The sequence below is a fragment of the Pseudomonas sp. 5P_3.1_Bac2 genome (assembly GCF_025465995.1).
GTDB lineage: Bacteria > Pseudomonadota > Gammaproteobacteria > Pseudomonadales > Pseudomonadaceae > Aquipseudomonas.
The window spans coordinates 308,417-328,376 of the sequence record NZ_JANLNY010000006.1 but is presented as its reverse complement, the minus strand read 5'-3'; the positions used below and the strand labels follow the sequence as shown (position 1 = coordinate 328,376).

At 59.3% G+C, this 19,960-nt stretch carries 15 protein-coding genes; 5 read left to right on the top strand and 10 right to left on the bottom strand.

Annotated features, from left to right (window positions below):
* Positions 1–32 precede the first annotated feature (32 nt).
* Positions 33–2,390 (bottom strand): TonB-dependent receptor, encoded by a 2,358-nt coding sequence (locus tag NTD81_RS05900; RefSeq protein ID WP_410017130.1) that lies wholly within the window; start codon positions 2,388–2,390, stop codon positions 33–35.
* A gap of 445 nt (positions 2,391–2,835) precedes the next feature.
* On the opposite strand from NTD81_RS05900, the gene NTD81_RS05895 reads away from it, so the two are divergent.
* Both NTD81_RS05895 and NTD81_RS05890 read left to right on the top strand, forming a co-directional pair.
* The gene (locus NTD81_RS05895) at positions 2,836–3,759 is read left to right on the top strand and encodes a LysR family transcriptional regulator (RefSeq protein WP_262180466.1); all 924 of its coding nucleotides are present in this window, start codon (positions 2,836–2,838) and stop codon (positions 3,757–3,759) included.
* A gap of 536 nt (positions 3,760–4,295) precedes the next feature.
* On the top strand, positions 4,296–6,179 hold the full coding sequence (locus NTD81_RS05890; RefSeq protein WP_262180464.1) for a methyl-accepting chemotaxis protein: 1,884 nt from the start codon (positions 4,296–4,298) through the stop codon (positions 6,177–6,179).
* Positions 6,180–6,473: 294 nt separating this feature from the next.
* Here NTD81_RS05890 and NTD81_RS05885 read toward each other — a convergent pair whose 3' ends face one another.
* Entirely contained in the window at positions 6,474–7,529 is a 1,056-nt protein-coding gene (locus NTD81_RS05885) for an ABC transporter substrate-binding protein (protein ID WP_262180462.1), read from the bottom strand.
* Positions 7,530–7,848: 319 nt separating this feature from the next.
* On the opposite strand from NTD81_RS05885, the gene NTD81_RS05880 reads away from it, so the two are divergent.
* The 3 genes from NTD81_RS05880 to NTD81_RS05870 are packed head-to-tail and all read left to right on the top strand — an operon-like array spanning position 7,849 to position 11,965.
* A complete protein-coding gene (locus tag NTD81_RS05880; RefSeq protein ID WP_262180460.1) occupies positions 7,849–9,462 on the top strand; it encodes an ABC transporter permease in 1,614 nt (537 codons plus the stop codon).
* Positions 9,459–10,316 (top strand): ABC transporter ATP-binding protein, encoded by an 858-nt coding sequence (locus NTD81_RS05875; RefSeq protein WP_262180458.1) that lies wholly within the window; start codon positions 9,459–9,461, stop codon positions 10,314–10,316. The genes NTD81_RS05880 and NTD81_RS05875 overlap by 4 nt, the downstream gene beginning before the upstream one ends.
* A 44-nt stretch (positions 10,317–10,360) precedes the next feature.
* The gene (locus tag NTD81_RS05870; RefSeq protein ID WP_262180456.1) at positions 10,361–11,965 is read left to right on the top strand and encodes an arylsulfatase; all 1,605 of its coding nucleotides are present in this window, start codon (positions 10,361–10,363) and stop codon (positions 11,963–11,965) included.
* 174 nt (positions 11,966–12,139) lie between these two features.
* Here the strand turns inward: NTD81_RS05870 and NTD81_RS05865 are convergent, their stop codons facing one another.
* From NTD81_RS05865 to NTD81_RS05830, 8 genes are all read right to left on the bottom strand, one after another.
* A complete protein-coding gene (locus NTD81_RS05865; RefSeq protein ID WP_262180454.1) occupies positions 12,140–12,421 on the bottom strand; it encodes a DUF971 domain-containing protein in 282 nt (93 codons plus the stop codon).
* Complete coding sequence (locus NTD81_RS05860) at positions 12,421–13,386, bottom strand: HEAT repeat domain-containing protein (protein ID WP_262180452.1); 966 nt, start codon at positions 13,384–13,386, stop codon at positions 12,421–12,423. Before NTD81_RS05860 ends, NTD81_RS05865 begins: the two co-directional genes overlap by 1 nt.
* Positions 13,383–14,240, bottom strand: a complete 858-nt coding sequence (locus NTD81_RS05855; protein ID WP_262180450.1) for an ABC transporter ATP-binding protein — start codon at positions 14,238–14,240, stop codon at positions 13,383–13,385. Before NTD81_RS05855 ends, NTD81_RS05860 begins: the two co-directional genes overlap by 4 nt.
* On the bottom strand, positions 14,240–15,019 hold the full coding sequence (locus tag NTD81_RS05850) for an ABC transporter permease (RefSeq protein ID WP_262180448.1): 780 nt from the start codon (positions 15,017–15,019) through the stop codon (positions 14,240–14,242). The genes NTD81_RS05855 and NTD81_RS05850 overlap by 1 nt, the downstream gene beginning before the upstream one ends.
* A gap of 66 nt (positions 15,020–15,085) precedes the next feature.
* Complete coding sequence (locus NTD81_RS05845) at positions 15,086–16,492, bottom strand: ABC transporter substrate-binding protein (protein ID WP_262180446.1); 1,407 nt, start codon at positions 16,490–16,492, stop codon at positions 15,086–15,088.
* A gap of 330 nt (positions 16,493–16,822) precedes the next feature.
* On the bottom strand, positions 16,823–17,068 hold the full coding sequence (locus NTD81_RS05840; RefSeq protein ID WP_262180444.1) for a ferredoxin family protein: 246 nt from the start codon (positions 17,066–17,068) through the stop codon (positions 16,823–16,825).
* A 185-nt stretch (positions 17,069–17,253) separates the two neighbouring features.
* Positions 17,254–18,987 carry a fumarate reductase/succinate dehydrogenase flavoprotein subunit gene (locus NTD81_RS05835; RefSeq protein ID WP_262180442.1) on the bottom strand — a complete coding sequence of 578 codons (1,734 nt, stop codon included), beginning with the start codon at positions 18,985–18,987 and terminating at the stop codon, positions 17,254–17,256.
* 9 nt (positions 18,988–18,996) lie between these two features.
* Positions 18,997–19,740: a GntR family transcriptional regulator gene (locus NTD81_RS05830; RefSeq protein WP_262180440.1), complete on the bottom strand. Its 744-nt coding sequence runs from the start codon at positions 19,738–19,740 to the stop codon at positions 18,997–18,999.
* Between the last annotated feature and the right edge of the window lie 220 nt (positions 19,741–19,960).

Sequence of the window (19,960 nt, the reverse complement as noted above, 5' to 3'; positions counted from 1 at the left end):
TCTTGGTCCTCATGCTTGCTGCTATCAGGTGCTTAGAAGTCGTAGCGCAGGGAAACGCCTGCAGTACGCGGTTGGCCCACCGACGCGGTGTAAGCGCCGTTCATGGTGGCGAAGGCCGCCAGGTAGTAATCAGTGTTGTTGAGGTTGCGAACCCACACGGAGGCGTCCACCTGGCCGCCACCTAGATCGCTGCGCACCCCCGCCGAGAGGTTGACCAGGCCATAGCCGTCAATCTTCGAAAGGTTGGAGTTATCCAGCGTGCCTTCGGCCGCCGAGCGATAGGAGTAGCTGCCAGTGACGTAAGGCTGCAGGCCGTTACTCAGATTCCAGCTGTATTCGCCGTTGAAGTTGCCGATCCATTTCGACGCACCCACGACGCGCTGACCGGTCAGGTCGCAAGAGGTGGCAGTGGATTCGCCAGGGCATGGCGCATCTTTAAACGACAGGTAAGTGACGTCGTTATAGGAGCCGTTGACGTTCAAGGTCAGGCCACGAATCGGCCGGGCGCTGGCTTCAAACTCCACACCACGGGAACGCACGCTGCCGGCGTTAGCCAGCACCGCGACCGGCAATACTGAACCGGCCGGTTGCGCCAAGGTGGTGGCTTGGTAGCCATGCACACCCGTCCAGAACAGGTTGGCGTTGAACTGCAAGCGTTGATTAAACCAGGTGCTCTTAAAGCCCAACTCAGCATCGTTGGCCCGTTCCGGGCCGACCAACAGCGAGTCAGCGCCGAGGGCTGGCGCACTGGCGGTAGCCAGGTTGACCCCACCGGACTTCTCACCATGGGACAGCGAGGCGTAACCGAGCAGATCCGGGGTGAAGCGATAGCTCAGGCTGAGCAAACCGGAAGGCGAAGCGTTATGCAGGCTCAAGTCGCCGGAGTCATAGGCACCGGCTTGCAGATTGCGCACATAGGCGCCCAAGCCGCCAACCGGCGCGCCGCCAACCGGGGCAAAGCGCTCGACCTTGGCTTCCTTCTCCTCATAGGTGCCGCGCACCCCGGCGGTGAAATCAAGGCGATCCGTCAGGTGCCAAGTGCCCTGACCAAACAGCGCATAACTTTCGGTGGTGACCTTACCGTTAGTCACGCTAGTGACGTTATTCAGCGCGCCCAAACCGTTCACGGCCGTGGGCAACAGGAAACGATCCGCATCCGGGCCCAGCACACTGAAGTTCTTGTTGCCCAGGTTGGAGTTAAAGATATAGGCGCCGACCACATAGTCGAAGAAACCACCAGTGGGCGAAGCTAAGCGAAACTCTTGGGAGAACTGCCGATCATGCACCTCAACCCCGGTGTTGATGATGGCCGAGGCATCGGTGGTGTCATCGTTGGCCGGGCTGAAATTCCAGAAGCGGTAACCGCTGATGGAGGTGAAGGTGTAGCCCCCATCGAGTTGCCAGTTTGCTTCCAGCGAAGTGCCGCCTTGATGCACGCTGACATGCTGGCGGCTGTCGAGGTTGACCTTGTGATCATCCGGATCACGATGGGGCGAGGCACCGACCAGCGCCGCCCGTTCCCAATAGGTGGCCGGCGCACCGTACAGCACGGTGGTCCCCTGGCTGGAATCTTCATGGTTGTAGTCGGTGATCCAGCGCAGGCTGAAATCATCATTGGGTTTGAACAGCAACTGGCCGCGCACCCCTTCGCGCTCACCGCCATTGAGTTTGTGGCCGTCGTAGGTGTTTTTGATATAGCCGTCGTCGCGGGTGCGATAGGCCGAAATACGCCCGGCCAGGGTGTCGGTTAAGGCACCGGAAATCGTGCCTTTACCTTGGAAATAACCTTCCTCGCCGCCGCTGACCTCAACGCTGCGCTCGGTATCAAAGGTCGGCGCGCGGGTGCTGATATTGAGCACGCCGGCCGTGGTGTTTTTACCGAACAAGGTGCCTTGTGGCCCGCGCAGTAACTCCAGCTGCTCGATGTCCAGCAGATCAAACACCGCCATGCCTGGGCGGCTTAAGTAGACGTTATCGAGATAGACCCCGGCACTGCCCTCCAGGCCATCGCTCGCCGGGTTATTGCCGATCCCGCGCACCGCCACACTGGACTGCCGGGCATGGATAAACGCGACGTTGACGCTAGGCAGCACCTGCTGCAAATCCTGCACCTTGGTGATCTTCTGCGACTCCAAGGTGGTGCCACTTAAGGTGGTGATCGGAGTCGGCACGTCCTGTACGTCTTCAGCACGGCGGCGCGCGGTAACTGTGACCTTGCTCAGCGCCACCTCATCGTCGGCCGCCGCGCTATTGGCCGTAGCGCTTTGCGCAGGGTCTTGTTCGGCCGCCCACAAGCTCGGCGGACCGGCCACAGCCAGCAGAGCCAGGCAGATGGATGATTGCACCAGCGGCCGGCGCCAGGTCGACAAAGCCCGCACTAACGGGCGCAAGTTAAACGAATGCTGATCGCTAGGTTGTTGTGTGTGAGGCATCGGCAAATCCTTAAGTCTTTATGTTGTTCTTTCAGGCAACAGGGCGCCCCACCCGCCGCAACGGGTGTGTGGTTAAAGGGCAAACCTGGGAGTGCTTATCGGTTTAGATGTGGGCCAAATGGCGGGGCATTTCCGCAGTGGCTGCGCGCGCCCTAACGCATGCGCCAGAGCCGACAACAGCACACAGGCCGGACAGCCGATGGCGTCTTAGTGATGGGCGCAATTGCGCGAAAAGAACTGCTGTTCATGGCCTTCCCCGCTGGAGCTAAGCAATATGCTTATATCCTTTTAGTCTATTATTTATAAAATTATTCAATTGACGGAATAAGAGCCTGCATTTAAAACCAGCACCCAAGGCACAGCAAATGCCTTCCCCGTATATTTTGAATGCCAGGAATGCATCATGGATTTGCGTCAACTTCGTTACTTTTTAGCGCTGGCTGAGCATCGTAGTTTCGTTCGCGCAGCCGATGCCATGGGCATTACCCAACCGGCATTTAGCCGCTCTATTCAAGGCCTTGAGCATGAGTTGGGTTGCCAGTTGGTCGACCGTGGCAGCAAGGATTTGCATCCTACGCCGGAGGGTCGGGTGGTACTGCAGCACGCCTTGGCCTTGGTGCGCGGAGCGACCAACCTGACCCATGAGATCAACCAAATGACCAAGCTCGATGCGGGCGAGCTGCATTTTGGTTGCGGCCCGGCCCTGGCGGCCAAGCTGGTGCCGGAGGCGCTGCTGGGCTTTATGCAGCGTTACCCACAGATCCACACGCGCATTGAGGTGAACAACTGGGAGAACCTCAGCCGCAGCCTGAGCCGGGATGAGATCGAATTCTTTGTCGCTGACGTGCGCCACTTCGAGGCCGACCCAAGTGTGCAGACGCGCTTGCTACGGCCGCGCAGCGGGGTATTTTTCTGCCGGCCGGGGCATCCGTTATTAGACAAAGAAAGCCTGTCGACCAACGATCTGTTCGACTACCCCCTCGCCGCTTCCCGCCTGCCGATTGGCGTGCACAAGGCCCTGGCCAACCTCAGTGGCAAAACCCATTTGGAGCAGCATGTGGAATGTGAGCACTTCCCCTTGCTACTGGAGTTGGTGCGGCACAGTCAGACCATCGCCATCAGCACCCAAGAGGCCATGAGTGAGGCCTTTGCCCGCGGCGAGTTTGTCCAGTTGCACCTACGCAATTTACCGGTCGATTTGGACAGTTTGAAAGCCCGCTGCGGTATCGTCAGCCGCGCCGGTTATCGCTTATCGCCAGCGGCGCAAGCCTTGATTGAATTGCTGATTGAGCACGACCAACAACCTGTTTCAGCCCAGGCCGCCTAAATCCGTACCTCTGCTCACGCGCCCATAGCCAGCTCAGCTGAGCAACTATAGGCGTGTCAGGGTATCCACCGCGAATCTCAGCCAGTATTCGCTGCACCCTCCCACTAGCAACAGCCAGGGATAGATCCGCCTTCTGCGCCTGCGCCCAGAGCAAAGAAAAGATTTGCAACACCTTGCCAGCCCCTACCACGGGCCGCCTCAGGGCGCGCCTAAACCAAGCGCCTCTCCTGATCTGACGGCTTATAGGGCAATGCTGTGGACGCCCGCCTAAACCCTCTGGCACAAGGCTTTTAGCCTTGTCTCAGCGCCTTTTTGCACAGAACACCAGCACTAACCGCTGCGGTTGGCCGAGCACTGTATGAGTCGAGCGTAGGCCAATGACGACTGATCGCCTGCGCAGCATATAAGGCAATATGCCATCTACTTCTATTACCCCTCGTTTGCCGGACTATGCTGGATAGGCTGGACCGCGCCAGTCACGACTATAAAAAGACGCCAACACATAAGCACTCAAAGCAGCTACAAGGGAAAGCACCATGAAGATTTCGCACAGAGTGGGTCTGGCAGCAGCCGTTGTGCTGTTTCTGACCACTGCACTGTTGTCTTGGGTTCAGGTCACCCAAGTGCGTAAGGCACTGCTCGCCCAAGTCAGTGAAAGTATTGACGAAACCAGCGGCGCATTGGCGCAGCAAATCGAGAATTGGCTGAATGCCAAGCTGCGTCTGATGGATCTCGCCGGGCAGACAATCGACCGCAATTACAGCGCGGAAGAAGTCCAGCGGGTGATCACCACCCCCACCTTGAGCAATGAGTTCATCCTCGTCTTTGGCACCCTGACCAGCGACGGCAAGCCGATCAAAAACACCGACAGCTGGAACCCCGCCGCAGAGTGGGATGGCCGCAAACGGCCATGGTATGCCGTGGGTATCTCGGCAAAACAGGCCGTATTGACCGAACCGTATGTGGATAGCACCACAGGCGAAGTGCTGATCTCGGCGGTGGTGCCGCTCACCGACCAAGGCAGCGCATTGGGCGTGATCGGTGGCGATATCCGCCTCAACACCCTCTCCGATGCGATCAATACGCTGGACTTCAACAGTGCCGGCTACGCCTTTCTGATGAGCAAAAACGGCAACATCATTGCCCACCCCAACCACCAGTTGGATGGCAAGAGTTACAGCGAATTGCTGGGTGGGCAAACCCCGGCGCTGGAACCGCACCTCAGCGAACTCAGCGTGGGCGACAAGGACCTGATGGTGTCGTTTATGCCGCTGAAAAACCTCAAGGGGATGGACTGGTATATCGGCGTGGTGATCGATAAAGACATCATCATGAGCGAGGCTAACACCCTGAGCTGGCGCGCTGTAATCGGCACCCTGTTGGGCGTTGCCATCAGCCTGATCGTGCTGATCGCGCTAATGAATGCCCTGCTCAAGCCCTTGGGCCAACTGCACAACTCCCTGCGCGAGGTGAACAGCGGCCAAGGCGACCTGACACGGCGTTTACCCGCCAGCGGCAACGATGAAATATCCATGCTGGCCCGCGACTTCAACAGCTTTATCGAGACTCTGCAGCAGCTGATCAAGGACGTAATGGGCAACTCGCAGCAGGTTAAAGACAGCACGGGCCTGACCTCCCACGCGGCGAACCAGGGCGCCCTCAGCCTGCAACAGCAAATGCAGGAGCTGGATCAGCTGGCCACCGCCATGCAGGAAATGGCCTCGACCGCTGAAGAGGTGGCACGCAACGCGCAATCTGCCGCCCAAGCCGCAGTGGAAGCCAACGCCCAGACGGAGGAAGGGGTGCGGGTGGTGTCGCGTTCCACCGAGGCGATTCTCAATCTGGCCGAGGACATGAACGAAACCAGCCACTCGATCAATATGCTGTCCAAGCTCAGTCAGAACATCGAGTCGATCCTATCGGTGATTACCAGCATTGCCGATCAGACCAACCTGCTGGCCCTCAACGCGGCGATTGAAGCCGCCCGCGCCGGGGAATCCGGTCGCGGCTTTGCGGTAGTGGCCGATGAAGTGCGCTCCCTGGCCTCACGCACGCAGGAGTCGACCCAAGAGATTCGCCAGATGATCGATCAACTGCAGTCCGGCGTGCGTCAAGCCGAAGTGCGGATGCAGCAAAGTCGTGACTCCGCCAGCGAAACAGCGCAAAACGCCAGCGCGGCGAACACCATGCTCAGCCAAATCAGTGCGGCCATCACCCGTATTAACGACATGAACCTGCAAATCGCCACGGCCGCCGAAGAGCAAAGTGCGACCACCGAAGAGATCAACCGCAACACCACCAATATCCGCGATATCAGCTATGAGGTGTCCACTGGTTCTGCCGAACAAGTTCGGCATTGTGAGTCGATGGTGGAACAGGTGACCCAGCAAGAGCGCCTCCTCGGACGGTTCCGGGTCTAGTACTGGAAGGCCGTTCAGCACCAAGGGGGCGTGGTGAAGGCAAACGGGTAGTCAGCACTGCCCGTTTGCCTGGCTTGGCTAAGCTTTGGCTAGAAAGCCAAGCTGTAAGTGCAACCAACTCGTGCTGGGTCTTGCCGCTGCCACTCGCGCTTTAAGCGCTGTCTCAAAGCGCCAATCGGTTACGGCGCCCTAGCCCAGCAACTGGCATGATGGCTCAGGCAACCCCAGCAAATGCCTCATTCGCCGCGGCCAGTGCGCCAAGGGGTAAGCTCACTGGCGCTTGCACTGCCCTTATTATCGGGCGGCGGAGCTGGTGGCTTGCTCTTGGTCACGCAGTGCCGCGTCGAGGAATTGGCCGCTGACCCACTCCTCAACCTTAAACGGCTTACGGATCAACCGCTGCTGCGAGGCGATATCAACGCCCTGCTGCAACTGCGCTAAAAACTCTTTATCCAACAACGGCGAAAAGATCTCTTGGAATTTGGAAGTATCCAAATCTTTGCGCAGCAGCAGCTCCGGATAGCCGGCCTGCTCGGACACCAGCTTGATATAAGCCTCGCGATTGCTCTCATCACGCAACCAACGCACCGCAATTTGCTGCGCCTTGATAAAGCGCGCGAGAATTTCCGGGTTTTCTTCGACAAACTGACGGCTGCCCACTAATGCGGTCAATGCACTGCCAGCGCCATTTAAGTCGTCGCTGCTCAGTGGGATATCCGCTAAGCCTTTGGCATTGAGCGCCAGCACGTTGGCCACGCCCCAGGTGGCATCGATTTGCTTGGCGGCCAGTGCCGCGTTGGCGGCGTTCATGTCGAGGTTAATCACCTGATAATCGCGCTCAGTCAAACCTTGGCTGGCTAGGGCAGCATCAAACGACAGTTGGTTGGCGGTACCTTTAAAGATGCCTACCCGTTTGCCTTTGAGATCCGTCAGGTTCTTGATTGGCGAGCCCGGCTGCACGGCCAAGTAGTACTTGATATTGCGTGCTATGGCGCTGAGTAAGCGGGTGTCCAATCCATTGGACTTGCCAATAATCGCGGCCAGGTCGCCGAGGTAGGCCAAGTCCACCTGTTTATTGGCAAAGGCTTCGTTGATCACAGGCCCTGCGCCCTTAAAGAAAATCCAATTAATCTTGATGCCATCGGCGGCAAACTCTTTTTCGATGATCTGCTGCTGACGCAACACATCGACCACGCCCGCCCCACTTTTATTAGTACCGGCGCCAATATCCGGCACAGCGATACGAATCTCTGTGACAGCCGCCTGGGCCACACTGGCACTCAGGCTCACCCAGCCCAATAAGGCAGGAACGGCGATTGCGCCTAGGGCACGAACGAAACGATTCTTCATAGATAAACTTCCTGCTTATCGAGTTGCTGAACAATTGCCGACACCTCTTGGCATCGCTGCGCCACGATAAGCACGGCATTAACAATCAATAAAATAATATTAAATTCCATTTTTAAATCTTATTCGCATAAGCAGCGCGATTCGCCCCTAGTACGCAGGCTGTAGGTCAGATGCTTTTTATGCATAAAAAATATTCAAATAATGCATTGGCCTCACTTCCTTAAAGCTTCTTTAAATGCATGTCCTTATTTCCCAAATGCATTTATATGAAGTTTTATATGCCATTAATTAAGTTTTCTTCTAAGCCTTGGCTGCGTTCATGCGCCCTAGGCACAGGACCGCGCGCGTGAGCGTCAGCTCCGGGGCAGCCGGACTTTCCCTAACACCACGGCAGCGTCTGCGCTTACCGCGGGTGCAGTTAGTGCCCTGGATTGTGCCGCTGGCTTTGCTGCTGCTGTGGCAAGCTGCCAGCCATTGGCACTGGATGAGCGAGCAGGTGTTGCCCGAGCCCAGCTTGGTGTGGAACAGCCTGCTGGAATTGAGCCGCGATGAGTTGTGGCTGCATATCAGTATCAGCCTGCAGCGCTTGGCTTGGGGCTTGTTGGGCGGGGTCGCCAGTGGCGTGCTGCTGGGCGCCTGGATGGGCAGCAGCCGCTTGGCTGAGCGGCTGATCTACCCGACCTTTGCCGCCTTAGCGCAAGTTCCTACCTTGGCTTGGGTGCCGCTGTTTATGCTGCTGTTTGGCATTGGTGAAACACTCAAACTGGTGGTGTTGGTCAAGGCTATTGTGGTGCCTATCGCCATCCACACCTTGGTAGGCGTACGCGACGCCCAGCCGCGTCTGCGTGAGGCGGCGGCAGTGCTACGTCTGCCCTTACACCTGCGTATTTATCGGCTGTTGATTCCAGCAGCGCTGCCATCCTTTATGGCCGGTTTGCGCCTAGCCATTGCCACAGGCTGGGCCTCGTTGTTGGCGGTGGAATTACTCGCCTCCAGCGAAGGTCTGGGCTACCTGATGGTCTGGGGCCGGCAGCTGTTTATGCTGGATGTGGTGTTTGTCTGCATCCTGATCATTGGCCTGTTTGGCCTGCTGTTCAATCGCGGCATTGACTGGCTCGACCACCGCTTAGTGCACTGGCCCCACCCTCCTACGGCAGCCATCGTTCGCGTCGAACCAGGACAAGGCTGGCAACGTCTGCAACCTTGGCTATTGCCGGCAGCCTTGCTGCTGTTATGGCAAGTCAGCGGCAACCTGCAATGGCTGGACAGCAACTTGGTAGCCACGCCCTTGCAGGTCCTCACTGCCACTTGGCAAGGGCTGGCCGACAGCAGCCTGACCGAAGCCATGGCGCTGAGCTTAACTCGGGCCTTTGTCGGCTTGCTGCTCGGCGCCGGGGTGGGCCTGCTGCTGGGCATCCTGCTCGGCCTGTGGCGTCCGGCGCGGCGCCTGTTGGGTGGCAGCCTGTCAGCATTGCAACAGATCGCCATCTTTGCCTGGGTGCCGCTGCTAACCGCTTGGTTTGGCTTGGGTGAATTGGCCAAGGTGGTGTTCGTCAGCTTGGCCACCTTCTTCCCTCTATTGATCGCCAGCCAACGCGGCATCGAGAGCTTATCGACGCAACTGCACGAGGCCGGCCAAGTGCTGCGCCTGAATCGCCGCCAACAACTGCTGCGCGTGGTGCTACCTGGGGCGGCACCCGCCATTTTTGCCGGGCTGCGCCTGGCCCTGATCTATGCCTGGCTGGGCACCATCGGTGCGGAATACTTCATGCCCTCAGATGGCGGTATCGGCAGCCTGATGATTGGCGCACAGCAACTGTTTCGAATGGATCAAGTCATGGCCAGCATGCTGCTGATTGGCCTGACTGGAGCCGTGATCAACACCCTTGGACAACGCTTAGAAGCACTGGCCACACGCTGGAGACATGCATGAATAGCCTGACCTTAGCCACACCCGAGCCCGCCAATGCCCACAGTGCCGAGCCCATCGTGCGCTTTGAGCAGGTGGGGAAAAACTTCGCTGTCGAAGGCGGCCAACTGGAAGCCATCCGCGAGTTCAGCCTGGATATTGCCGAAGGCGAATCGATCGCCATTTTGGGCTCCAGCGGTTGCGGTAAATCCACCCTGCTGCGCCTGCTGATTGGCTTGGATCGCGATTATCGCGGCACGATCAAAGTCGATGGCAAAGCCATTAATGGTATCGGCAGCGAGCGCGGCATCGTGTTCCAGGAGCATCGTCTGTTCCCCTGGCTGACCGTGGAGCAAAACATCAAGTTAGGCTTGATCAACGAGCCGTTGACCCAGGCTGAGCGTTATCGCCAGGTTGATGCGTTTATCCAGCTGGTCGGTCTCGATGGCTTCCAGCGCGCCTACCCACACCAACTCTCCGGCGGCATGGCGCAGCGCGTAGCGATTGCCCGTGGCCTGGTGGCCAGCCCACGGATTCTGCTGCTCGATGAGCCTTTTGGCGCCCTCGACGCCCTCACCCGCCAACAAATGCAAGAAGAGCTGCTGGCCATTCGCGCCCGCGCCGGCATCACTAGTTTGCTGGTGACCCACGATGTGGAAGAGGCCATTTTCCTGGCTGACCGAGTGGTGGTCATGGCGCCACGGCCAGGGCGGATCAAGCGCATTGTTGAAGTGGACTTGCCCCATCCGCGTAACCGCGGCAGCTATGAGTTCTTGCAGCTGCGCGAAGAGCTGCTGCACGAGCTGACCGGCGACGGCGATTACCGGCCGCCTGCGCCACGAGTGCAGGATCTGCCGCTGACATCCATCGCCTATTAAGCCCGGCACCAAGCCAATAACCCCCGATAAGAGACTGATCTGTAATGAGCAAGCGCCCCAACTTTTTAGTGATTCTGGCGGACGACTTGGGGTTTTCCGACGTCGGCGCCTTTGGCAGTGAAATCGCCACCCCCAACCTCGACGCTCTCGCCCATGGCGGCCTGCGCCTGACCGATTTCCACGCGGCCTCGACCTGCTCACCGACTCGCTCGATGCTGCTCACCGGCACCGATCACCATATCGCCGGCATCGGCAGCATGGCTGAGGCCATCAGCCCGGAACAGGTCGGCAAGCCTGGCTATGAAGGCTATTTGAATGAGCGTGTGGTGGCTCTGCCGGAGCTGCTGCGTGAAGCCGGCTATCAAACCCTGATGGCCGGTAAATGGCACCTGGGCCTGACGCCGGAATTGGCGCCCCATGCCCGCGGTTTTGAGCGTTCGTTTTCGCTGCTGCCCGGTGCGGCTAACCACTACGGTTTTGAGCCGCCCTACGACGACAGCACGCCACAGATACTCAAGGGCACGCCGGCGTTGTATATCGAAGACGACCAGTTTGTGGCGGAACTGCCCAAGGACTTTTATTCCTCCGACGCCTTCGGCGACAAGCTGCTGCAGTACCTCAAGGAACGCGACCAGAGCCGGCCGTTCTTCGCCTACCTGCCCTTCTCCGCCCCGCATTGGCCGCTGCAAGCGCCCGCCGAGGTGGTGGCCAAATACCGTGGCCGCTATGACGCTGGCCCCGAAGTTCTGCGCCAGGAACGCCTGGCCCGCCTGAAGGAACTAGGCCTGGTCGATAAGGATGTCAAAGCCCATCCGGTGCTGGCGATGAACAAGGAATGGCAACTTCTCAGCGATGAAGAACGCGCCATCTCTGCCCGCAGCATGGAAGTCTATGCGGCCATGGTCGAGCGTTTGGATTGGAACGTCGGCCGTGTGGTCGATTACCTGCGCCAGCAAGGTCAGCTGGATAACACCTTTATCCTGTTCCTCTCCGACAACGGTGCCGAGGGCGCGCTGCTGGAGGCCTTCCCTAAATTCGGCCCGCACCTGAAAGAGTTTCTCGATCAGCACTACGACAACAGCCTGGACAATATCGGCAACGCCAATTCCTACGTGTGGTACGGCCCGCGCTGGGCGCAAGCGGCCACTGCGCCATCGCGTCTGTACAAAGCCTTTACCACCCAAGGCGGCATCCGCGTGCCGGCGCTGATCCACTATCCGCCTCTGGCACGACAAAAGCAGATCAGCCATAACTTTGGCACGGTGATGGACGTGACGCCGACCATTCTCGATCTGGCCGGCGTGCGGCATCCGGGCAAACGCTGGAATGGCCGCGATGTCGCGTCAGTGCGGGGTAAATCCTGGTTGGGCTACTTAGCCGGCGAAACCCAGCAAGTGCACGATGAAAACAGCGTCACCGGCTGGGAGCTATTCGGCATGCGCGCCCTGCGCAAGGGCAACTGGAAGATTGTGTTTCTGCCCCAGCCAATCGGCCCTGGCGCCTGGCAGTTGTATGACCTGAGCAAGGACCCGGGCGAGACCCACGACTTGGCCCAAAGCCACCCTGAGCTGCTGCAAGAGCTGGCTGATCACTGGCAGCAATACAGCGAAGAGACTGGGATTGTCGCCGGCAAGCTGCCGTTTCTCTAAGCCCTCGATAAACCCTGCAACGCCTTGGTTGGCTCAAGCTAGCCAAGGCAGCGCCTTACCGACAACAGGGCTATGCAGCGCGTTTAAAACACGGCACGCGGCTTAGGCAGCGTGCCTAGGCCGGCCTGCTTGCCCTGCCCCTGTGCCGCGCGATACGCGTAGGTTGCAAAGTCACTATGCGGTCAGCCCCTGCAGATAACTCCAGGGATAAATCCCGCGCTCATGGCCATCACTAAACACCAACTGCACGCCATAACCTTGGCTGTTAATGGCGGTGATCTGCACGTCGCTGCTGGCCAGATCGATGCGTCCGGCCAGGCGTCCGGCACGGCAGCTGGAGCACGGACAGGCGGCGCGCAAGCGCGCATGGCTGAAACTATGGCTGCGGCCATCGGCCCACTGCACCAGCAGTAAGTGGGCATCACGCTGATTGCGAATGGCCGTGGGCGCGCTCATCAACTGACCTTTTGCAGTTGTTGCAAAGCGATACGCACCGCTTTGCGCACTTCCGGATCGGCGTCATGTTCAGCCGCTTGCAACGGCGCCAAAGCCGCGGCGATTTGCAGCTCACCCAAGGCCAACGCCGCCTCTTTACGCAAGTTGCTGATGCTATGCCCCAGCAATTCGACCAAGCCGGTTAGCGCTTCGGCATAACGCAATTTGCCCAAGGCCCGGGCGGCGCGCAGGCGCACTTGCCAGTAGCTGTCGCTCAAGGCGTTGAGCAAGGCCGGGCCGGCTGCGCTGACGCCGACTTTGCCCAAGGTGGTGGCCGCCTCTTCACGCACTTGCCACTGCGGATCATTCAGCGCGGCCTGCAAAGCCGGCAACACGCTGGTGTCGCTGGCTAGGCCCAAGGCGCCGGTGGCGGCGCGGCGTACTTCGGTGTCGGCATCGCTACTGGCCAAGCGCGCCAGCTCCGGTAACGCTTCCAAACGCTTAAGCCAACCGAGAATACCGACCGCTTCGCGGCGCACGCTGGCCTCACTGTCGTTCAGTGCTTGCAGCGCGGCTGGAACCGAATCCGGCAGGCGCAGCTCGCGCAGCGCGCGCAAGGCACTGGCACGGACAAAGCTGTCGGCATGACTGACCCAAGGCAGCACCACGCGGCCAGCGTCTAAGGTTTTTAGCTCGCTTAAGCTTTGCGCGGCGGCCTCACGCACCGCCTCGGCGCTATCGGCCAGTGCGGCGCACAGCGCTTCGACCACCGGGTCTTCCTCCCAGGCTTCCAACAAACGCGCGGCTTCGGCGCGCACGGCGGCGTCGCGGTCGTGGCTGAGGGCGTGGATCAGCCAGGGCAAGCCGTCTGGGTCTTCCAGATCAGCCAGGGCAATCAGGGCGATACGGCGTACGCCTGCGTCGCTGTCACTTAAGCGCGGCGCAAGGGCTTGGATCTCGGGGTTGTCGATGTGCAGATCAGTCATAGGGCAATTCGCAGTGGCGGAAAATCATCGCTAGGCAGGCCCAGCGGCGTCAGGCGCGGCAGTTCGCGGCCGTCTTGGTGATGCAGCAAGGCCAGGCAGTGGCGTTTTAGATGAACAAATTCAGGGCTGGTGAGCAGGCTGCTGTGCCGTGGCCGGGGGAAGTCCAAACGCAGGTCTTCGATAAAGCGCCCAGGCCGCGGGCTCATCACCAAAATACGGTCGGCGAGGAACAGCGCCTCGTCGATATCGTGGGTGACGAACACCACCGTGGTGCGAATCCGCCCCCAGATCTCCAGCAGCAGCTCCTGCATCCGTGCGCGGGTTTGCGCGTCGAGGGCGCCGAATGGCTCGTCCATCAGCAGCAGACGGGGTCGGTTGATCAGCACCCGGGCGATTTCCGCGCGCTGCTGCATGCCGCCGGAAAGCTGGTTAGGCCAGCGCTGGGCGAAGTCTTCCAGACCGACTAAACGCAAAAATTCATTGGCCTGAGTGCGCCGCTCAGCTTTGCCGAGGCCTTGCATCTTCAGGCCAAAGGCGACGTTATCCAGCACGCTGCGCCACGGCAGCAAAGTGTGTTGCTGAAACACCATGCCGCGATCCGGCGACGGCCCGTGCACCGCCTGCGCATCCACGCGCAGAATGCCTTCAGCCGGCTCTAAATGACCGGCCAAGGCGCCGAGCAAGGTCGATTTACCACAGCCAGAAGGCCCGAGAATGCAGACGAACTCACCGGCCTCAACGCTGAAATCGAGCTGATCGACCGCGGTAAATGCCTGTGCGCCTTGCCCCAAGCGAATGGTCAGTTGCTGCACGTCGATGCGTCCCGCTGGGGACTTGTGCGCCAGCGCCACCATTAGCGTTTCCCCTTATTGCGATACCAAGGCGTGGCCCAGGCACCCAGTTGTTTAACCAAGGCACTGCTGCCCATGCCAAGCACGCCAATCAGCAGCATGCCGACCACGATGTCGGCGTAGTTCTGGATGGTGTAGGACTCCCAGGTGTAGTAACCAATGCCGAACTGGCCGGAAATCATCTCGGCAGTGACCAAGCAAAACCACGAGGTGCCCATACCAATCGCCAAACCCGTGACAATGCTTGGCGCCGCGCCGGGAATCACCACCTCGCGCAGGATCGCCAGAGGCTTGGCACCGAGGCTGCGCGCGGAGGCAATCAAGCGCGGATCAACGCCCTCCACACCGTGCACCGTGTTGAGCAAAATCGGGAATAGCGCTCCGGTGAAGGTGATGAAAATCATCGAGGCTTCCGAGGACGGAAACATCAGAATCGCCAGGGGAATCCACGCCACCGCAGGGATCGGCCGCAGTACTTCTAAAGGCGGCAGCAGGCTGTCTTCCGCCCACTTCGAGCGGCCAATGGCCAAGCCCAGCAACACCCCCGCAACGACCGCCAGCACATAGCCGAACAACACCCGCGCGAGGCTGCTGCTTAAGTGCGGCAGCAACTTGCCGGACTCCAGTAACGCCAGCGCCGCATCCAATACCGCACTGGGCGTGGGCACATAAACAAAGGTGATCAAACCCAGATCCAGCTTATGACTGGCCGCCAGTTGCCAAAACAGCAAGCAAGCGCCCAAGGCCGCCAGGCGCAGCGGCCAACGCGACAATTCGTTCATTAATAACTCCACCCTCACGACCACGCCGCGCCCGGCCTAAGCCTGCGCGGCGTGTCTACACCACTGTTAGCGACTGGCTAACGACTGCTGGTTAGCGCTGGCGAAATCCACCACGCTGCCCCCTTGTTGCGCGGCAAATTGCTCGGCTTGCTGCTTAAGCAGAAAGGCCTGCAATTGCCCGCTATTGCTGCGCACGAACCAGGCTTGGTTGGCCAGCAACTTGATCCCCGTATCCGCGGCCTGGGCATAGATGGCGCGGATGTCCTTGCCCTCTTCTTCCAGCTTGGCCAAGGCTTGCAGAGCCGCTTCTGGGGAAGCGTAGTGGCGCACCTTGGCCTCATCACGGACCCAGATTTGCGCCACGCGCTTGAAGTCGGTTATTGGCTTGCCGGTCAGCGCATCATTGGCCTTAAGCGGCAGCGCAGCGTAGTTGGCCAACTGCTGGTCGTAATCCAAGCCCGAGGCTTTAAACGCGGCGCGGATGTACTGATCGTTGATAAAGCTGGCGGTATCCAGACTGCGCTCGGTCTTCTTCAGCAGCTTCAAGGTGTCGATGGAAGTGGCCACCGCCTGGCGATATTCCGGTTTCCAACTCTGGTCGCGGGTTTGCAGGCCCAGCGGACCGTGGAACAGATAGGCCACCTCGGCTTCGATGCCCGTGACCTTCTCAATCAGCTCACTGTACTTCTCAGGCTCGGCGGCCAGCAGTTGATCCGCTTCGATACCAGCCCGCAGGTAGGCCGTGACCACCTCGGGGTATTGCTTCGCGTAGGCGGCATCCACCAGTGCGCCATGGAAGGTTGGCGCCTTGGCTTGGGAGCCATCGTAAATCTTGCGCGCGAAACCCCGGTTGGGGAACAACTCGGCAAACGGCACAAAGTCAGCATGGGCGTCGATGCGGTTACTGCGCAGGGCCGAGCCCGCAATCTCCGGTGCCTGGGCAATGATGCGCACGTCCTTCTGCGGGTCCCAGCCTTGCGCGGCGACAGCGCGCAGAAGCATGCCGTGGGCGGTGGAGGCAAACGGTACAGAGATGGTTTTGCCCTTCAGGTCCGCCAACGCTTGCACGCTCGAAGAAGCCGGCACCACGATGCCGTTACCACTGCCCTGAATGCTGCCGGACAACACGCTGATAAACAGACTCTGCTTGCCCGCATCCTGGAACGCCACGCCGTTGAACGAGCCGGGGAAGTCAGCCATGGCGCCAAAATCCAGCTTGCCGGCGACCATCTCATTGGTCAGCGGCGCGCCACTGGTGAAGTTCTTCCATTCGATCTGGTACTGCGCGTCTTTGTACTTGCCGTCTTTAGGCAGGTACTTGTCGAGCAGACCCAACTCACGGATCAACAAGCCACCGGCGGCGCAGTTGATCGTGGTGTCCTGGGTGCCGATGGCGATGCGGATGGTCTCGGCATTGGCTTGCAGCGCCGCGATAGCCAGCGCCAGGCCGGTCAGAGTAGTACGCAAGTTCATAAGTGTTGCCCCTCGAATAATTAGTATTGGCATCGTCTCCGCCACCAGGCTCAGTGGTGGGAAACGAGGGGATATTGCTCAGGCATCCGGCTGGCAACCGGTAGCGTCACGCTGCTGTTAAACCAGCCCAATCGCAGCGGGCGGGCTTAATAGTCTTCTTGTTATAACAAGTAGTAACCTGAAGATATCAGGCATAAGCCTGCTTTCTTAAATACTTAAAACTTATATGTTTATGGCCGATCGCCTGACGACTTATCGGACTCAAGCCACCTAGCTGGCAGCGCTGACGCAGGTCTGTTTGCGCTCATGCCGCAGGGCAAACCGAGCGCCTTAACGCAGTAAGTAAGGAATCTCGACCTTGACCGCATTGGTCGGGCAGTCGGTTTCGCAGGGCATGCAATACCAGCACTCATCGAAGGCCATATAGGCTTTCTGAGTTTCTGGGTTGATCGCCAGCAAATCCATGGGGCACACATCGACGCACACGGTGCAGCCCTTGTGGGCGATGCACAGTTCCTCATCGACCGTGACCGGCGCGTTGCTGCGAAAGAAAATTTCTTGGGGTTGGTAAGCCATCTCGGTTGTCCTTGGAGCCTAAGGCTCTCGAATTCTTTATCAATAACGCCGCCCGCCAGCGGTCACGGCTACACACGCAAAGGGTTGTAGAGCTGCTGTTCGGCCTCATCCTGCCCGTAGGGTGGATCGGTGCGCGTAGCTGGCGCTGCAGCCATCCACCAAGAGCCATCCCCGTCCACGCCGGCTCAAGCCACCGCTGTCTTCACCCGCAAACGGTTATAGGCCTGCTGCTCGTCTTCATCCAAAGCAATCAAATAAGGCTCGACGGGCTTTTTAAAACTGCTCATCCGGCCCTGCTGGTCTTTCTTCAAGTGGGCATGGCAGAACCAATCCGCATCGTTGCGCTGCGGATGGTCCACCCGGTGGTGATACAAGCCCCAGCGGCTTTCGGTGCGGAACAACGAAGCGCGGGCGGCCATCTCGGCGCAGTCGCGGATCACGCTGACCTCCAGGGCGCGCATCAGCTCGTGGGGGTTGTTGGCCTTGAGCTGATCAAGATCGCGCTGAATATCGTCGAAACGGGTCAGGCCGATCTCCATTTTCTTGGTGACCTTGGGCGGCTGCAGGTAATCGTTGACCATGCGGCGCAGCTTGTACTCCACCTGCGCGGGCGGCAGACCATGCTCACGCAACAGCGGCGCGTAGACCCGGGCTTTTTCCGCGTCGATCTGCGCCTGATCCAGCTCAGTGAATTCACGCTCAGCGACAAAATCCGCCGAATTAGTGCCGGCAAACCAGCCATAGGTGAAGGCACCGAGCATGTAGTTGTGCGGTACGGCGGCCATGTCGCCGGCGCTGTACAAACCCTTAACCGAGGTTTCGGCCCTCTCGTTAACCCACACGCCCGAGGCGCTGTGGCCGGAGCAGAAACCGATCTCGGAGATATGCATCTCGACCATGCCGGTGCGGTAGTCGGTGCCACGGTTAGCGTGGAACTGGCCACGGCTGGGGCGCTCGTTGCTGTGCAGAATTTCTTCGATGGTCTGGATGGTTTCTTCGGCCAGGTGATCGAGTTTCAAGAACACCGGGCCGTTGCCGCCTTCGAGCTCCTGGTGGAACTCCCACATCATCTGCCCGCTCCAGTAGTCGCACTCGATAAAACGCTCGCCCTTGTTATTGGCGGTATAGCCGCCCAAAGGTCCGGTCACGTAGGCGCAGGCTGGGCCGTTGTAGTCCTTGATCAGCGGGTTGATCTGGAAGCATTCCAGGTTGGCCAGTTCGGCGCCGGCGTGATAGGCCATGGCGTAACCGTCACCGGCGTTGGTCGGGTTCTCGTACGTGCCCATCAGGTAGCCGGAAGACGGCAAGCCCAAGCGCCCGGCCGCGCCGCAACAGAGGATCACGGCCTTGGCCTTGATCACATGGAAGTCGGCGGTCCGGCAGTCAAACCCCATCACACCATTGACCGCGCCATCGGCATCTTTAAGCAAACGCGTGGCGATCACCCGGTTAGTGATCTCCACCCGCGCCCGCTTCAACTGACGGTAGAGCACCTTTTTGATGTCGTGCCCCTCCGGCATGGGCAGCACATAGGCACCCATGTGGTGGACCTTCTTCACCGCGTAGTCGCCGGTTTCGTCCTTCTCGAATTTCACGCCCCAGCGATCAAGTTGCTCGATGGTCTCGAAGCTCTTAGTGGCGTAAGCGTACACAGCGGCCTGGTTGACGATGCCGTCGTTGGCCACGGTGATTTCTTTGGTGTACTGCTCAGCAGTGGCGTGCCCCGGCACGATGGCGTTGTTCAAACCATCCATGCCCATGCTGATGGCGCCGCTACGCTTGACGTTGGCCTTATCGATCAACAGCACGCGCAGCGCCTTGTTACGCTCCTTGGCCTTAATCGCCGCCATGGGTCCGGCCGTACCACCGCCGATAACCACGATGTCGTATTCCTGCTCCAACGTCTGGTAACTACTCATTGTTATGCCTTATGCGCCTTTGTGCCGATCAATCCGCAGGCGATACTGGAAGGCATCGCCACGGTAATAGAGGTATTCAAAATCCAGCGGACTGCCATCGGCGGTATGGGTCAGACGCTCGATCCGCATGATCGGCGAGCCCTCTTCCACCGCCAGTGCCTGGGTCAGGTCGTTGTCTGCCAGTACTGCATCGATAGCCAACTCGGCATGGCCCAGGGCGATGCCGCAGTCGTTCTCCAAAATCAAAAAGATGTCGCGGCTGACCAAGTCGGCCTTTTCCAGCTTCTCGCCCACCGCGCTGGGCAAATAGGTCACTTCCAGGGAAACCGGCTCGCGATTGATCAAACGCACACGCTTGATCTCACACACCTGGCTGCCCGGCGCCAGCTGCAAACGTTCCGCCACCACGGCGCTGGCACTCAGGGTTTTAAAGCTGATCAAGCGGTTGAGCACCTCATAGCCCATCTGCGTCATCGACTCGGCCAAGCCTTGCAAGGTGCTGACGTTCTGGAAGGCTTTCGGCTTGGCGACAAAGGTGCCCTTGCCGTGGATCTTGAAGATCAGTCCTTCCTTTTGCAGATCACCCAACGCCTGGCGCACGGTGATCCGGCTGACAGCAAAAGCCTTACCTAACTCGCTCTCCGAAGGCATACGGCTATGGGGCGCGTAGGTGCCATCGAGAATGCGCGAGCGCAACAATTCCTTGAGCTGGCTGTAGAGCGGAACCGGCGACAGTGGCAGCAGTTGGGCCATGGCTAAAACCTCTTAAGCAACTTGTCATAACAAGTTATGGAGTGAAGATATCTAATCTAAGCATGAATTGCTAAATAATTTAAATGAATAAGGTTATGTCGCGGCTTTAGAGCCCTAATCGGCTCAGGCTCAGACGCTGCAGCCTGCGCTGCACAAGGCTGTCCAGGCCAGGTTTGGCCCAGACAAAAAAACGCGCCGGCACGGGCAAGCGTGCGGCGCG

What these genes read in the sequence shown, in the direction of transcription:
- NTD81_RS05895 (WP_262180466.1), top strand. Translation starts at nt 2,836, where the DNA reads ATGGATTTGCGTCAACTTCGTTACTTTTTAGCGCTGGCTGAGCATCGT.
- NTD81_RS05890 (WP_262180464.1), top strand. Translation starts at nt 4,296, where the DNA reads ATGAAGATTTCGCACAGAGTGGGTCTGGCAGCAGCCGTTGTGCTGTTT.
- NTD81_RS05885 (WP_262180462.1), bottom strand. Translation starts at nt 7,529, where the DNA reads ATGAAGAATCGTTTCGTTCGTGCCCTAGGCGCAATCGCCGTTCCTGCC.
- NTD81_RS05880 (WP_262180460.1), top strand. Translation starts at nt 7,849, where the DNA reads ATGCGCCCTAGGCACAGGACCGCGCGCGTGAGCGTCAGCTCCGGGGCA.
- NTD81_RS05875 (WP_262180458.1), top strand. Translation starts at nt 9,459, where the DNA reads ATGAATAGCCTGACCTTAGCCACACCCGAGCCCGCCAATGCCCACAGT.
- NTD81_RS05870 (WP_262180456.1), top strand. Translation starts at nt 10,361, where the DNA reads ATGAGCAAGCGCCCCAACTTTTTAGTGATTCTGGCGGACGACTTGGGG.
- NTD81_RS05865 (WP_262180454.1), bottom strand. Translation starts at nt 12,421, where the DNA reads ATGAGCGCGCCCACGGCCATTCGCAATCAGCGTGATGCCCACTTACTG.
- NTD81_RS05860 (WP_262180452.1), bottom strand. Translation starts at nt 13,386, where the DNA reads ATGACTGATCTGCACATCGACAACCCCGAGATCCAAGCCCTTGCGCCG.
- NTD81_RS05855 (WP_262180450.1), bottom strand. Translation starts at nt 14,240, where the DNA reads ATGGTGGCGCTGGCGCACAAGTCCCCAGCGGGACGCATCGACGTGCAG.
- NTD81_RS05850 (WP_262180448.1), bottom strand. Translation starts at nt 15,019, where the DNA reads ATGAACGAATTGTCGCGTTGGCCGCTGCGCCTGGCGGCCTTGGGCGCT.
- NTD81_RS05845 (WP_262180446.1), bottom strand. Translation starts at nt 16,492, where the DNA reads ATGAACTTGCGTACTACTCTGACCGGCCTGGCGCTGGCTATCGCGGCG.
- NTD81_RS05840 (WP_262180444.1), bottom strand. Translation starts at nt 17,068, where the DNA reads ATGGCTTACCAACCCCAAGAAATTTTCTTTCGCAGCAACGCGCCGGTC.
- NTD81_RS05835 (WP_262180442.1), bottom strand. Translation starts at nt 18,987, where the DNA reads ATGAGTAGTTACCAGACGTTGGAGCAGGAATACGACATCGTGGTTATC.
- NTD81_RS05830 (WP_262180440.1), bottom strand. Translation starts at nt 19,740, where the DNA reads ATGGCCCAACTGCTGCCACTGTCGCCGGTTCCGCTCTACAGCCAGCTC.